Origin of the sequence: Streptomyces sp. NPDC051322 (assembly GCF_040689485.1) — a bacterium.
GTDB lineage: Bacteria > Actinomycetota > Actinomycetes > Streptomycetales > Streptomycetaceae > Streptomyces.
On record NZ_JBFBAK010000007.1, the window covers coordinates 170,792 to 185,645 of the forward strand.

The 14,854-nt window shown below is 70.4% G+C and carries 13 protein-coding genes; 5 read left to right on the top strand and 8 right to left on the bottom strand.

Annotation, left to right across the window (positions count from 1 at the left end; all coding sequences use genetic code 11):
• Positions 1–143: 143 nt before the first annotated feature.
• Positions 144–1,163, top strand: a complete 1,020-nt coding sequence (locus AB0436_RS18230; RefSeq protein ID WP_366468895.1) for an Lrp/AsnC family transcriptional regulator — start codon at positions 144–146, stop codon at positions 1,161–1,163.
• 20 nt (positions 1,164–1,183) lie between these two features.
• On the opposite strand, the gene msrB is transcribed toward AB0436_RS18230, so the two are convergent.
• From msrB to AB0436_RS18250, 4 genes are all read right to left on the bottom strand, one after another.
• Complete coding sequence (msrB, locus tag AB0436_RS18235; RefSeq protein ID WP_366468897.1) at positions 1,184–1,591, bottom strand: peptide-methionine (R)-S-oxide reductase MsrB; 408 nt, start codon at positions 1,589–1,591, stop codon at positions 1,184–1,186.
• Positions 1,592–1,599: 8 nt separating this feature from the next.
• Entirely contained in the window at positions 1,600–2,994 is a 1,395-nt protein-coding gene (gene murC / locus AB0436_RS18240) for a UDP-N-acetylmuramate--L-alanine ligase (RefSeq protein ID WP_366468898.1), read from the bottom strand.
• 98 nt (positions 2,995–3,092) lie between these two features.
• Positions 3,093–3,545: an indole-3-glycerol phosphate synthase gene (locus tag AB0436_RS18245; protein ID WP_366468899.1), complete on the bottom strand. Its 453-nt coding sequence runs from the start codon at positions 3,543–3,545 to the stop codon at positions 3,093–3,095.
• Between the two features lie 124 nt (positions 3,546–3,669).
• A complete protein-coding gene (locus tag AB0436_RS18250; protein ID WP_366468900.1) occupies positions 3,670–4,485 on the bottom strand; it encodes a pyrimidine reductase family protein in 816 nt (271 codons plus the stop codon).
• A 120-nt stretch (positions 4,486–4,605) separates the two neighbouring features.
• Here AB0436_RS18250 and zapE point away from each other — a divergent pair, with 120 nt between their 5' ends.
• The 4 genes from zapE (at position 4,606) to AB0436_RS18270 (ending at position 10,855) form a co-directional block, all read left to right on the top strand.
• Positions 4,606–5,682, top strand: coding sequence for a cell division protein ZapE (zapE, locus tag AB0436_RS18255; protein WP_366468901.1), 1,077 nt, complete (start codon positions 4,606–4,608; stop codon positions 5,680–5,682).
• A 33-nt stretch (positions 5,683–5,715) separates the two neighbouring features.
• Entirely contained in the window at positions 5,716–6,141 is a 426-nt protein-coding gene (locus tag AB0436_RS18260) for an OsmC family protein (RefSeq protein ID WP_365851201.1), read from the top strand.
• Between the two features lie 271 nt (positions 6,142–6,412).
• Positions 6,413–7,978 carry an endo-1,4-beta-xylanase gene (locus AB0436_RS18265; protein WP_366468902.1) on the top strand — a complete coding sequence of 522 codons (1,566 nt, stop codon included), beginning with the start codon at positions 6,413–6,415 and terminating at the stop codon, positions 7,976–7,978.
• Positions 7,979–8,050: 72 nt separating this feature from the next.
• A complete protein-coding gene (locus AB0436_RS18270; protein WP_366468903.1) occupies positions 8,051–10,855 on the top strand; it encodes a glycoside hydrolase family 48 protein in 2,805 nt (934 codons plus the stop codon).
• Positions 10,856–10,920: 65 nt separating this feature from the next.
• Here AB0436_RS18270 and AB0436_RS18275 read toward each other — a convergent pair whose 3' ends face one another.
• From AB0436_RS18275 to AB0436_RS18290, 4 genes are all read right to left on the bottom strand, one after another.
• Positions 10,921–13,014: a SpoIIE family protein phosphatase gene (locus AB0436_RS18275; RefSeq protein WP_366468904.1), complete on the bottom strand. Its 2,094-nt coding sequence runs from the start codon at positions 13,012–13,014 to the stop codon at positions 10,921–10,923.
• 111 nt (positions 13,015–13,125) lie between these two features.
• Complete coding sequence (locus AB0436_RS18280) at positions 13,126–13,305, bottom strand: hypothetical protein (RefSeq protein WP_366468905.1); 180 nt, start codon at positions 13,303–13,305, stop codon at positions 13,126–13,128.
• Positions 13,306–13,338: 33 nt separating this feature from the next.
• Complete coding sequence (locus AB0436_RS18285) at positions 13,339–14,004, bottom strand: ABC transporter (RefSeq protein WP_366468906.1); 666 nt, start codon at positions 14,002–14,004, stop codon at positions 13,339–13,341.
• A 5-nt stretch (positions 14,005–14,009) separates the two neighbouring features.
• Positions 14,010–14,831: an ABC transporter ATP-binding protein gene (locus AB0436_RS18290; protein ID WP_366468907.1), complete on the bottom strand. Its 822-nt coding sequence runs from the start codon at positions 14,829–14,831 to the stop codon at positions 14,010–14,012.
• Positions 14,832–14,854 lie beyond the last annotated feature (23 nt).

Here is a 14,854-nt window from a genome sequence, read left to right on the forward strand (position 1 = left end):
CCGCCCCTGGCCGGAGTCTTCCCACTGGAGTGGACACAACCTCACCTCGTCGGGTAGCCGGAACCAACAGTGGTGGCTACTGTGCGGGCGAAGGTATATGCGGGCCGGAAGATCGACGGATTCGTACGTGTGGAGCACCTCTGATGCGAGAAACGGTCATAAGCAGCGAGCTCGACCTCGCCCTGGTGAACGCCCTGCAGCTGCGGCCCCGGGCGGCCTGGTCCGAGCTGGCGCCGGTGCTCGGCGTGACCGCGGGCACCTTGGCGCGGCGCTGGGAACGGCTGACCGGTTCGGGGCTCGCCTGGATCTACGCGGCGCCGGGGCGCGAGTTCTCGCGCAGCAGATGCACCGCTTTCGTGCTGATCCGCTGCCGCCCGGGAGCGCGGTCCCGGCTGGCGGCCCGGCTCAGCGAGTTCCAGGAGGCGGCCACCATCGAGGTGACCGGGCCCGGCAGTGCGGATCTGCTGCTGGACGTCCTGGCCCCTGACCTCCCCTCGCTCAGCCGTTTCCTGACCGAGAAGCTGGACAGACTGCCCGGCATCACATCGGTCAGCTGCCTCTTCGCCACCTCGCTGTACGTCGAAGGAAGCCGCTGGCGACTGCGTTCCCTGGACCCGGCTCAGCTCACCGCGCTCAACAGCTCCGCGTCAACGGCGCGCGAGCCGCTGCGTACCGTCGAACTCGACCCCGTCGACCGTTCGTTGCTCGGCCACCTGGTGCGGGACGGGCGACTCGGCTGGGCCGAGCTGGCCCAGCTCAGCGACACGAGCCCGGCCACCGTCCGTCGCCGCCTGCGCCGCCTGACGGACTCCGGCGTGCTCACTTTCCGGTGCGATATCGCCGCACCACTGGCCGGCCGCCCCGTCCCGGTCTCCTTCCTCGCCCAGGTGCCCGCGCGTGACATCGCAACGGTGCACCGCACCCTTGCCGCATTCCCCGACTGCCGTCTGGTCGCCGGTGTGACCGGGCCGGCGAACGTCTTCGCCACCCTCTGGGTGCACGACATCGGCGACATCCAGCGCCGTGAGACCGCTCTCTGCGCCCGGCTCCCCACCCTCACCGTCACCGACCGCATCGTCGGGCTGCACACCGTCAAACGCATGGGCCACCTGCTCGACCACGACGGCAGCCGCACCGGCACACAGCCGATCTCCCCGTGGTAGGCGGGGCGGCTGCCGGCCGCTCAGCCCTCGTCCGGGGTCAGCCTCAGCGAGATCGAGTTGATGCAGTACCGCTGGTCGGTCGGCGTCGCGTAGCCCTCGCCCTCGAAGACGTGACCGAGGTGTGAACCGCACCGTGCGCAGCGGACCTCGGTGCGGCGCATGCCGTGCGAGCGGTCCTCGATGAGTTCGACGGCGTCGGTGTTCTTCGGGTCGTAGAAGGACGGCCAGCCGCAGTGCGACTCGAACTTCGTGTCCGAGCGGAAGAGCTCGGCGCCGCACGCCCGGCAGGAGTAGACGCCGGTGGTTTTGGTGTCGGTGTATTCACCGACGAACGCGGGCTCCGTGCCGGCCTTGCGCAGTACCGCGTACTCCGCGTCGGACAACTCCGCCCGCCACTGCTCGTCCGGCTTCTCGATGTCGTACGACATGGCGCTCCTCAGCTCGACAGGTGATCCAGGATCTGCGGGCCGAGGTCCGTGACGTCCCCCGCCCCCATGGTGAGAACGAGATCGCCGGGCTTCGCCATTCCCGCGACGATCGAGGCGACCTGCGCCTTCTCGTGCGCTGCGGTCACATCGGCGCCGGCCGCCCGGGCCGCGTCGAGGATCAGTTCGCTGGTGATACCGGGGATCGGGTCCTCGCGGGCCGGGTAGATGTCCAGGACCACCGAGGCGTCGGCGAGGCCGAGCGCCCGGCCCATCTCGCTGCCCAGTTCCTGGGTACGGGAGAAGAGGTGGGGCTGGAAGACCACCAGGATCCGGGCCTCACCGGCGGCGCCGCGCATCGCTTCCAGGTCGGCGGTCATCTCGGTCGGGTGGTGCGCGTACGAGTCGATGACCTGGACGCCCGCGGCCTCGCCCTTGAGCTGGAGGCGGCGCTTGACGCCGGTGTACTTGCCGAGCGCCGATGCCAGGTTGTGGGCCGGGACACCGAGCGCCACCCCTGCCGCGAGGGCGGCGACCGCGTTGTGCGCGTAGTGACGGCCGGGGACCGACACGGTGAAGGTGAGGTACTTGCCGTTGAGTACGACGGTGACCTCGCTGGTCAGGCCGCGCGGAGTGACCTTGTGGACCCGTACGTCGGCCGACTCGGACTCGCCGTAGGTGACGACCTCGATCCCGGCGAGGTCGCGGACACGTGCGGTCAGTTCCACTGCACCCGGCTGGTCGGCGGCGATGACCAGGGTGCCGCCGGGGACGATCTTGCCGACGAAGGTCTCGAAGGACTGGTAGATCTCGTCCATGGAGGCGTAGTTGGCGTGATGGTCGAGCTCGACGTTGAGGACGATGGCGACCTCGGGGTCGTACTTCTGGAAGCTGCGGTCGCTCTCGTCGGCCTCCGCGACGAAGATGTCCCCCTCGCCGTGCCGGGCGTTGGTGCCGGGGCCCGCCAGATCGCCGCCGATCGCGTACGAGGGGTCGAGGCCGAGCTCCGTCAGCGCGACGGCCAGCATCGAGGTGGTGGTCGTCTTGCCGTGCGTACCGGCGACCGCGATGGAGCGCCGGCCGTGCATCAGCGCGGCGAGGGCGTCCGAACGGTGCACCACCGGGACGGACAGCTCGGCGGCGCGGACGAGTTCCGGATTGTCCTCGCGGATGGCGCTGGAGACCACGACACAGCCGGCGTCGTCCGCCAGATGCGCGGCCGCGTGGCCGATGTGCACCGTGACCCCGAGCGCGCGCAGCGCCTCGGCGGTCGGCGACTCACGTGCGTCGCTGCCCGCCACCTCGGCGCCGCGCTCGGCGAGGATCTTGGCGATGCCCGACATCCCGGCGCCGCCGATGCCGATGAAGTGCGGTCGGTCCATGGCGGTCGGCCTACCGGATGCCATACGGATGTCTCCCCAAGATGTACGGAACGAGCTGTGCGGAACGAGCTGTGCGGAACGAAAGCGGTGCGGAACGAAGCAGGGTGAAAAGGAGCCCCAGCTTATTCGCTGTGCGCGAAGAGCTTGAGCACCGGTACGCCCACCTTGTGCCGGGCCCGCGAAGCCCAGTCGCGGTGGAAGAACTCCTCGACGTAGTGCGGCGCGGTCAGCACGATCACCTCGTCGGCCTTCGCGTCGGCGACCACGCTCGTCAGCACATCGAGCGGATGCTTCTCGACGACCTGCCCTACCGCCGTACTCCCCGCGGCCTGCAGCGCGTGCAGGGCCTGCTGCAGAGCGACCTCCGCGGGCCCCCTCGCGGCTTCGCCCTCCGGCACCTCCGCCTCGCGGCCCACCTCGTCCAACTCACCCAGCGCCACATCGTCCATGGCTCGCAACAGGACGTCGGCCTGATCGCCGCGGGGCTGCATGAGCACGACGAACGAGACGGCCTCGTCACCGTGCAGTGTGGTGACGAACTCCACGTCCTGGGAAGTCAGAGGTTTCTCGATCATCAGTACGCTCGTGAACACCACGTTGAGCCCTTCTGCTGAAACCATCCTCCCCCGCGCTCGCACGGGGGCTGCGAAAGTAAGTGTGCCCAATGAAAGGAAAGCGGAACGCTGGATTCCGCATATCTCAGGCCCGCAGGTACCGGGCAAACAGAAAGCCGTCCTCCTCCAGCAGCGAAGCCAGCGAGAAGCGGTCCGGCACCTCGAGGCCCAGCCCGCCCACGATGCGCTGGGCGTCACCCGATGTGACCATCGGGGAGATCGTCAGGCAGAGTTCGTCCAGCACCCCGGCCGCCACGAACTGACCGAGCATCCGCGGGCCGCCCTCGGTCAGCAGCCGCCGGAATCCCCGGTCTGCCAGCTCCCGCACCGCACGGGCCGGGTCCACGATCGCCGCTTCGCCCGCGATCACGACTGTGGCACCCGCCTGCTCCGCCGCGTGGACACGGTCCGACGGGGCCCCCGCCCCGGTGACCACCAGCGTCGGCACCAGGGGGGCGGTGAACAGCGGAAGCGAGAAGTCCAGGTCCAGGCCGGCGCTGACCACCGCGATGGCCGGCGCCGGGCCCTGCCCGGCCGCCGCCCTGCGCGCCGCGAAGGCCTCGCGTGCACGGGCCGGGCGGTAACCCTCCAGGCGTACGGTCTCGGCACCGACCACGACCACGTCCGCGAGGCCGCGCAGGGTGCCGAAGATCCGCATGTCCGTGTCGGTGGAGATCGGCTGCGAGCGGCCCTCGTGCTGGGCGGCCCCGTCGAGTGTGGAGACCATGTTGGCCCGCAGCCAGGGGCCGTCGGCGGGCTCCGCCGGATACGGGTACGCATCGGCCAACTCGTCGATGCTCCACGCGTGCGGAGGCGCCGTGGAGAGCGTGGGGTCCTTCGGCTCCGTGGGGCCCATGTCGGTCACATCGGTCACATCGGTCACAGGGAACAGGCGTCGCATGTCACGCAGTGTGGCACGGCGCTCGAGACCGCCCGGTAAATGGGGGGCGGCGTCGCGGTGGGGGCACGCACCCCACCACCGCTTCTTCTCCCACCCCCATTTACCGGGCGGTCTAAGCTGGTGACTGTGTCCTCGTCCATAGCCGAAGTGGTTCCCCAGTCCCTGTGCGCCCGCGAGCCGCGCGTTCCCGCCGACCGCCTGGTCGCCGAGATGGTGCCGCCGCCACGCTTCGATGCGGTGCGCTTCGACACGTATGTGCCGGACCCGAAGCAGCCCAGCCAGACGGAAGCGGTAAACGTGCTGAGCGCCTTCGCGGCCGGGCTCGGCGGGGCGACCGCCACCGGGTCCGGGCGCAAGCGCTGGTTCGGCGGCAAAAAGCCCGCCGCGCCCACCGGGCCGCGCGGGGTCTATCTGGACGGTGGATACGGCGTCGGCAAGACCCACCTGCTCGCCTCGCTGTGGCACGCGACCCCGGCCGCCCCGGAGCAGAAAGCCTTCGGGACCTTCGTCGAGCTGACCAACCTGGTCGGCGCGCTCGGTTTCCAGCAGACCGTGCAGACGCTGAGCGGTCACCGGCTGCTGTGCATCGACGAGTTCGAACTCGACGATCCCGGCGACACCGTCCTGGTCTCCTCGCTGCTCAGCCGGCTGGTGGAGGCCGGGGTCGCGCTGGCCGCCACCTCCAACACGCTGCCCGGCAAGCTGGGTGAGGGCCGGTTCGCCGCCGCCGACTTCCTGCGCGAGATACAGGGGCTCTCGGCGCACTTCCTTCCGCTGCGCATCGACGGTGACGACTACCGCCACCGCGGCCTGCCCGCGGCCCCCGCTCCGTACGACGACGAGCAGGTCACCAAGACGGCGTACGCCACCGACGGCGCCTCGCTCGACGCGTTCCCCGCTCTCCTCGACCACCTCGCCCGGATTCACCCCAGCCGCTACGGCGCGCTCACCGAGGGCATCGAGGCCGTGTGCCTGACCGGGGTGCAGCCGGTGGCCGACCAGTCGACCGCGCTCCGTCTGGTGGTGCTCGCCGACCGGCTCTACGACCGGGAAGTCCCGGTGCTCGCCTCCGGTCTGCCGTTCGACCAGCTGTTCAGCGAGGAGATGCTGAATGGCGGATACCGCAAGAAGTATTTCCGCGCGATCTCCCGGCTCACGGCGCTGGCGCGCGACGCAAAGGGGCTGGTGGCGCAGTAGGTTGGGGGCCACGCCACCAGAAGGGAAACGAACATGGCCACCAAGCGTGTCGCTCATACGGTCTGGGAGGGCGAGCTCTTCAAGGGCTCGGGCACGGTCACCTTCGACAGCTCGGGCATCGGCGACTACCCGGTCACCTGGGCCTCCCGCGCCGAGCAGCCGAACGGCAGGACCAGCCCCGAGGAGCTCATCGCGGCCGCCCACTCCAGCTGCTTCTCGATGGCTCTCTCCAACGGACTGAACGGTGCGGGCAATCCGCCGACCAGGCTGACCACCCAGGCCGAGGTCACGTTCCAGCCGGGTGAGGGCATCACCGGCATCCACCTGACCGTGCAGGGCGAGGTGCCGGGTCTCGACGCGGACGGCTTCACCGCCGCCGCCGAGGACGCCAAGGCCAACTGCCCGGTGAGCCAGGCGCTGACCGGCACGAAGATCACGCTCACCGCCAAGCTGAGCTGACCCCGCCGCGGGCCCGGACAGACGCGGGCGGTGCCGGGGCCGCCGTACGACAGCCCCGGCGCCGCCGATCCGCGCACAGAACGACGGGCCGGGACTCTTGACAGGTGCACACCCCTGCGCCACCGTGGGAGCGCTCCCAGTCATGCGGAGCCGCGCGCCGCACGTGCATCACTGCTCTGCCCTCCGCACGTCCCCACACCAGAGCCGCGAAGCGGGACACGCCATGCCGTCACTTCTCCAGTTCATGCCATCCACCACCGAGCGAGCACCTATGGGAGCGCTCCCACTTCTCCTGGTCGCCGCCCTCGCCTTCGCCGGTCCCCAACCGGCCGCCGCAGCAGGTCCCCCGGCTGCGGCATCCCCCGTCGTCACGTCCACGACCGCAGCGTCGATGACGCTGGACGCGCTCGCCGAGGCCCACGGCCGGTACTTCGGGTCGGCCACCGACAACCCCGAGCTGTCCGACGCCACCTACACGGCCACCCTGGGCAGCGAGTTCGGTCAGATCACCCCCGGCAACTCGATGAAGTGGGACACCATCGAGCCGCAGCAGGGGCAGTTCAACTTCGCCAAGGGCGACGCGGTCGTGGACTTCGCCCGGCAGCACGGCCAGAGCATCCACGCGCACAACCTCGTCTGGCACAGCCAACTCCCGGGCTGGGTCTCCGCCCTGCCGGCCGGTCAGGTGCAGGCCGCCATGGAGAACCACATCACCCAGGAGGCGGGACACTACCAGGGCAAGGTCTACGCCTGGGACGTCGTCAACGAACCGTTCAACGACGACGGCACCTACCGCACCGACGCGTTCTTCAACGCGATGGGCACCGGTTACATCGCCGACGCCCTGCGCACCGCGCACGCTGCCGACCCCGGCGCCAGGCTCTACATCAACGACTACAACATCGAGGGCAGCGGCGCGAAAGCGGACGCCATGTACCGCCTGGTCAGCCAGTTGAAGGCGGACGGCGTACCGATCGACGGCGTCGGCTTCCAGACCCATCTCGCCGTGCAGTACGGCTTCCCCTCCGGGATGCAGGCCAATCTGCAGCGGTTCGCCGACCTCGGCCTCGATGTGGCCGTCACGGAACTCGACGTACGGATGCAACTGCCCGCGGATGCCGCCAAGTCGGCCACCCAGTCCGACTACTACCGGCAGGTCGTCGAGGCCTGCCTCGGCGTGGCGCGCTGCGTGGGCATCACCGTGTGGGACTACACGGACAGGTACTCATGGGTTCCCAGCACCTTCCCCGGCCAGGGTTCGGCCTGCCTGTACGACGAGAACCTTCAGCCGAAGGCCGCCTACGATGCCGTCCGTGCGGCTCTGGGCGGCGGCAGCGACGGAGGCGACGACGGCGGAGGCGGTGATACCGGCAACGGCGCGCTCCTGGTCCAGTACCGGAACAACGACCAGAACGCCACCGACAGCCAGATCAAGCCGGGCCTTCGACTGGTGAACAACGGTGACGGTGCGGTCGATCTGTCCACCGTCACGCTCCGCTACTGGTTCACCGACGACACCCCGGCCGGCGCTCCGGCCGCCACCTTCGACACCTGGTGCGACTACGCGGTGATCGGCTGCGGCACCGTCACCCACCGGGTGGCCACCGCTTCCGGCTCGCCGGCCGGCGCCGACCACTATCTGGAAGTCGGCTTCTCCTCGGGCAGTCTCGCCGCCGGAGCGTCCACCGGCGACATCCAGCTCCGGCTGAACAAGACCGGCTGGACGGCCTTCGACGAGTCGGACGACTACAGCCGTACGGCCGGCGCTGCCTACGCGGACGCGCCGCAGGTCACCGCTTACCTGGGCGGCACGCTCGCCTACGGCAACGAGCCGTAGGCCGGCGCTCCCCGCACTTCCGCACCCGCCCCACCCTGTCCGGATTTGGCATGCCCACACCAAGGGTTCGCTGTGCCCGTTTCCCGAAGAGCATTCACCGGTGCGATCGGCGGTTCGCTGGTCGCCCTCGGCATGGGCCAGGGCCTGGCCCATGCCACCGCCCCCGACCAGGCGACGGACGGCGCGTCGGCGGTCGGCACGGCGGCCGCCGACGACACGTACACCCAGGCCTTTCTGACCCAGTACGGCAAGATCAAGGACCCGGGCAACGGCTACTTCAGCGCCGACGGCATCCCGTACCACTGCGCCGAGACGCTGATCGTGGAGGCGCCGGACCACGGTCACCAGACCACCTCGGAGGCCATGAGCTTCTGGATGTGGCTGGAAGCCGCGTACGGCAGGGTGACCGGGGACTGGGAGCCGTTCAACAACGCCTGGGCGGTGGCCGAGAAGACGCTGATACCGGCCACCGTGGACCAGCCGAGCAACGACTCGTACAACGCCGGCGCCCCGGCCACCTACGCACCGGAGGCACCGGAGCCGTCGGCGTATCCGACAGCTCTGGACTCCTCCGTGCCGACGGGCTCCGACCCGATCGCCGGCGAGCTGGCCTCGTCGTACGGGACCAAGGACATCTACGGCATGCACTGGCTGATGGACGTCGACAACATCTACGGCTACGGCAACAAGCCGGGCAGCGGCGGCGAGAACGGTCCCGGCGCGGGGCCCTCGTTCATCAACAGCTACCAGCGCGGCGCCCAGGAATCCGTCTGGGAGACCATTCCGCAGCCCACCACCGATCTCTTCAAGTACGGCGGCACGAACGGCTATCTCGACCTGTTCGTGAAGGACTCCGCCTACTCGAAGCAGTGGAAGTACACCAACGCCCCGGATGCCGACGCGCGCGCCGTACAGGCCGCCTACTGGGCTTATACCTGGGCGAAGGCACAAGGCAAGGAGGGACAGATCGCCGGTTCGGTGGCGAAAGCCGCCCGGATGGGCGACTACCTGCGCTACGCCATGTTCGATAAGTACTTCAAGCAGATCGGCGACTGCACCAGTCCGACCGGCTGCTCGGCGGGTTCCGGCCGCAGCGCACAGCACTACCTGCTCTCCTGGTACTACGCATGGGGTGGCGCTCAGCCCGGTGGCGGCTGGGCCTGGCGGATCGGGGACGGCGCGTCCCACCAGGGGTATCAGAACCCGCTGGCCGCCTGGGCGCTGTCGAACGTACCGGTGCTGACCCCCAAGTCAGCCACCGCGAAGGGCGACTGGCTCAAGAGCCTGACCCGGCAGCTGGAGTTCCTGCGCTGGCTGCAGTCCTCCGAGGGCGCGCTCGCCGGGGGCTGCACCAACAGCTGGGAGGGGCGGTACGGCACCCCGCCGGCCGGCACCCCGACCTTCTACGGGATGGCCTACGACTGGGAGCCGGTCTACCACGACCCGCCCAGCAACAACTGGTTCGGCTTCCAGGCCTGGGGCGTGGAGCGGATCGCCGAGTACTACTACGTCACCGGGAACGCCACCGCCGAGACGATTCTGCGGAAATGGGTGGTATGGGCCTCGTCCGAGACCACGGTCGGCGCGGACGGCAGCTACTCCTTCCCCTCCAACCTGAGCTGGACGGGCGAACCCGATACCTGGAACGCCGCCAGCCCGGGGGCCAACGCCGGACTGCACGTGTCCGTGGTGGACTACAGCAACGACGTCGGTGTCGGCGCCTCCTACGCCAAGACGCTGACGTACTACGCGGCCAAGGCGCAGGACGCGGACGCGGCGGCTCTCGCCAAGTCGCTGCTCGACGCGATGGCGCTCAACGCCGACGCCAAGGGCATCGCGGTGCCGGAGACCCGCACCGACTACAGCCGTTTCAAGGACGAGGTGTACGTTCCCAGCGGCTGGAAGGGCGCCATGCCGAACGGCGACCCGGTCGAGTCGGGCGTCACCTTCATCGGGTTGCGCTCCTGGTACAAGGACGACCCCGACTGGCCCAAGGTCCAGGCCTATCTGGACGGCGGCAGCGCCCCCTCCTTCACTTACCACCGCTTCTGGGCACAGGCCGACCTCGCGCTGGCTTTCGCCACCTACGCCGAACTCCTGGTGCACGGTGGCGACAACGGCGGAGGCAGCTCCGACACCCAGCCTCCCTCCGTACCGGAGAACCTCGCGGTGGGGACGGTCACCAACAGCAGTGTGACGCTGTCCTGGTCCGCGTCCACGGACGACACCGGGGTGACGGCGTACGACGTCTTCCGCAGCGGTACGAAGGTGGGCAGCGCGACCTCGACGTCCTACGCGGACACCGGGCTGACCGCGGCCACCGCATACAGCTACACGGTGTCGGCGCGTGACGCGGCGGGCAATTCGTCGGCCCTGTCGGCCGCCGTCACGGCCACGACCAAATCCGGCGGCGCGACCGGCGGCGGTGTGGTGAAGGTGCGGTACAAGAACAACGACCAGAACGCCACCGACAACCAGATCAGACCTGGTCTGGTAGTGATCAACACCAGCAGTGCTCCGGTGGATCTGTCGAAAGTGACGCTGCGGTACTGGTTCACATCGGAGGCCGGCGCGAGTTCGTTCGGCACCTGGTGCGACTACGCGGCGCTGGGCTCCGGTTCGATCACCCACAAGGTGGTGGCGGCCGGCGGTTCACTGACCGGCGCCGGCTACTACCTGCAGGTCGGCTTCAGCTCCGGCAGCCTCGCCGCCGGGGCGTCCACCGGTGACATCCAGCTCCGCCTCAGCAAGACCGACTGGTCCAACTTCAACGAGGCCGACGACTACAGCCACGGCACCAACACTTCTTACGCGGACGCCCCCAAGGTCACCGCGTACGTGAGCGCCACGCTCGCCTGGGGGACCGAGCCGACGTGACGGGTCGGCCCACGGTTCGGCCACGGGGCCTCCTGGGCGCCGTGGCCGGCGGGCCCCGGTCCGTCTCAGGCCTCGTCGAGCAGTTGCTCCGTCCAGATCGTCTTGCCGGAGGCGGTGTATCTGCTCCCCCAACGATGCGTCAGCTGGGCGATGAGGAACAGCCCCCGACCGCCCTCGTCGGTGAGGCGGGCGCGGCGCAGGTGGGGCTGGGTCTGGCTGGGGTCCGACACCTCGCAGATCAGCCGCTGGTCCTTGATCAGTCGTAGCCCGATCGGGGCCCCGGTGTAACGGATCGCGTTGGTGACCAGTTCGCTGACGATGAGTTCGGAGGCGAAGACCAGCTCGTCCAGCCCCCAGTCGGCCAGCTGGGCGGCGGCCAGGATCCTGGCCCGGGCCACTTCCTGCGGATCGGCGGACAGCTGCCACGCCACGGTGCTCGACGGTGGCAGCTCCCGCGTCCGGCACAGCAGCAGTGCGATGTCGTGGTCGGGCGGGGTGTCGGTCAGCCCGGCAAGAATCTGTCGCCCCACATCGGCCAGCGGCTCCCCGTCGGCGGCGGCCGACCGGGTGCCGGCACGCACTGCCTCGAGACGGTGCGCCGACCGCCGGCCTCCCGCTCTGAGCAAGCCGCTGTGAAACGCCAGCACGTCGCCCGGCTGCAACTGGAGCGTCACCGCCTCGAACGGTTCACCGCCAATCCCCAGCGCCGGACCGCAGGCGACCGCCACCTCTTCGGCGGCCTGTTGTCCGCTGCGGGCGAGCATCGGCGCCGGATGGCCGGCGCAGGCGACCAGGCAGACCCGGGTGACCGGATCGTACGTCGCGTATGTGCAGGTGGCGCCGCGCACGGCCCCCGCGCTCCCGCGATCATCGTGGCCGGGCCGCTCGCTGCCGCCGAAGCGCATCACCAGGTCGTTGAGGTGGCTGAGCAACTCATCCGGCGCGGGGTCCAGATCGGCCAGCGTCTCCACGGCGGACCGCAGCCGTCCCATCGCCGCTGTCGCACTCAGACCGTGCCCGGGCACCGTGCCCACCACAAAGGCCACCTGGGCCGACGAGAGCTCGATCACGTCGTACCAGCAGCCGCCGATGCCCGCCGGAGTGCCGGCCGGCACATACACCCCGGACGTCTCCGCGGCCGTGCTGTTCGCCGCGGTCCGCGGCAGCAGGCTTCGCTGCAGCATCTCGGCGGTGCGCCGCTCCTTGGTGTAGCGGCGGCCGTTGTCGATGCTCAGCGCGGCGCGCGAGCTGATCTCCTCGGCGAGTACGGCGTCGGTGTGGTCGAAGGGCCGCCGGTCACCGGCGCGCCAGAGTGCGACGATGCCGAGAACCATGCCTCGCGCCCGGACGGGGGCGACCAGCAGCGAGGTCGCGGCCCGGGGCAGCACCAGCCGGGAGAGTTCCTCCTCCTCGGCCAGCGCCAGGCGCAGGTCGGTGAGGTCCGGCAGGAAGCCGGCCGGTCCCTTGAGCAGTTGTCCCCGGATGAAGCTGGTGACCTTGAAAGTGTCGCCGAGTGCGTGGATCTCTTCGGGCCACTGACCGTCGGCGGCGGCGACCGCCAGCCGCCGCATGGTGATGTCGACGGTGAAATCGCCGGGTTCGTCGCCGACGAGCACCGCCTCGGGGATGTCCACGGCTGCCAGGTCCGCGAGGTCGGGTACCAGAATGTCGACCAGGTCCCGGGCGTTCCCGGCGATGTCCAGCGAGGCGCCGATCCGGGAGGCGGCCTCATTGAGCAGGTCCATGCGTTCCCGTGCGCGGGGGTCCGACGTGGCGGGCGGCAGCGCGACGGGCTGCGGATCCGGCGTGTCAGCGCCCTGCAGCGACTGCAGCCTGACCAGCAGCCGGGTTCCGGCCGGCTCGACCGGGAGCAGCGGGGACACACCCAGCAGCGTGTCGACGGTCCCGCCACCGGGACGCAGCAGCGCCGCCCGCCCGAACCGTCGCTCGCCTCCCGCGGATTCCGCCGCGAACAGTTCCCACTGCGCCGGATCCTCCAACATGCTGACGAACGGCCGCCCGCGGACTTCTTCCGCCGTGGTGTCCAGCAGGTCCAGCGCGGACTGCGTGCAGCTCAGCACAGAGCCGTCGGTGTCCAGCAGCATCTCCGCTGCGCTCTTCACCGCGGGCATCCACCGGGGTGACCGGTTGCCACTCATCTGTGACTCGATTCCTGTGCTGCCGGCCGGGCGTGCCTCCATTCAAACCCGTACCGTTCCTCACTGCCCGTCGCCGCGCTGTGGACGACGCCGGACCAGCGGACTCCGCTGCTAGCCGGAACAGGCCGTGCGGCCGGCTTCCTGCCACTCACAGACGGGGCAGAGTGTCGCGCCCCGCGTCGATTCCGGGTACTCGGTCGGCTTGCGACACAGCACGCATTCCGCGTACGGCGGGCCACCGGGGGCGGGGGCCTGAGGTGTCTCGGGGGTCTCGCAGAAGGACTCGTCCATTGGGGGGAGCTTACTCAGCTCGGGAAGGCTTACTCAGCGGCGCCGGGCGGTGAGCGCGGCCGCCGTGGTCGCCCCGGCCGCGGCGACCAGCGCCCCGACCAGGGGCAGCACCGGAGTGTGCACCGTGCCCGTCTGTGATCCCGACACCAGGCCGTGCACCGCCGCGCGAGCGGGCGAGCCGCGGGTCACCAGGAGCAGGATCGAGGCGAGCACGGTGGCCAGGATCGACCAGCCCCTGCTGTACAGCACCGGCCGGGTGAGCAGCGCACCGGCCGCCGTGCCGGTCAGTACGCAGACCAGCGCGGCGAGCAGTCCGGCGATTCCCGCCGGGGCCACCGAAACCGCCACCTGGTGGTCGGCTCCGGTCGGCGCGCTGATCAGCACGACCAGCAGGGTTCCCGCGCACCCGAGCAGCGCCGCGCATCCCGCAGCGACGCTCAGGGCTGCGAGATGGACCCGCAGCGGACTCGTCGCCGCCGCGGCGCAATTCCGGGCGGCCGCGGGCTCCTGATGGGCGCAGACCAATACCAGCCAGGCGGCCGTCGGCAGCAGCGCCGCTGCCGTGTAACCGAGTGAGTCCAGGACGGGGTCACCGCTCCGTGCCCCGACGGCGACGAAGACTCCGTACAACAGCACGGGCGGGAGCCAGCGCTGGGAGCGCAGGAGCAGAGCGGCCTGGTAGCGCAGAAGTGCGGCCATCGCGGTCATCGGTCCTCATACGTGCGGGAGTCGGCGTCCTCGACGGCCAGGATGTGCCACGGTGGCCGGGCCGTGAGCAGGGCGCGCAGCAGGGCGTCGGAGTGCCCCGCCGCGACCGTGAGCACGGCGTGTCCGGTGCCGGCCTCGTACACCGGAGCTCCGGGCAGTCCACCGGGAAGCCCGGAGCCCGTCGGGCCGGCCGCCTCGATCCGCACCTGGCCCGCCCCGGCCTCCCTCGGCCCGGGGACCGGTTCACGCGGGGCGGTCGCGCTCCGCACCAGTGCGCCTCCCTCGATGCGCAGCCCCAAGTCGGCCGCGCCGGCGAGGCGTTGCGGGTCGTGATCGACGAAGACCACCGTGGACCCCGCGGCGACGCGTTCGGCGACGGCGCGGTCGAGTTCTTCCCTCGCCGCGGTGTCCAGCCCGGTCCAGGCCTCGTCGAGGATCAGCAGCTCCGGCTCGGCCAGCAGCGCTTGCGCGACCGCGACCTTCTGGCTGGTGCCCTTGGAGAGTTCACCGAGCGGCGTCCGGGCGTGTCCCGTCGCCCCGAAGCGTTCGAGCCAGTCGGTGGCGCGAGCTGCGGCGACGGCGCTCCGCAGGCCGTGGATCCGTCCGAGGTGGACCAGATAGCCGGCGGCCGTGAAGGGCAGCGCCACCGGGAAGCGTTCGGGGACGTACGCGGTGCGGGGACGTTCCGTGACACGGCCCTCGGTCGGACTCTCGATCCCGGCGATCAGCCGCAGCAGGGTCGACTTGCCGCTGCCGTTCGCCCCCTCGACGCGGACCAGGGAGCGCGCGGGCAGGTCGAGATCCACCCCGCGCAGCACCCAGGGGCCTCCCCTGCCGTAAC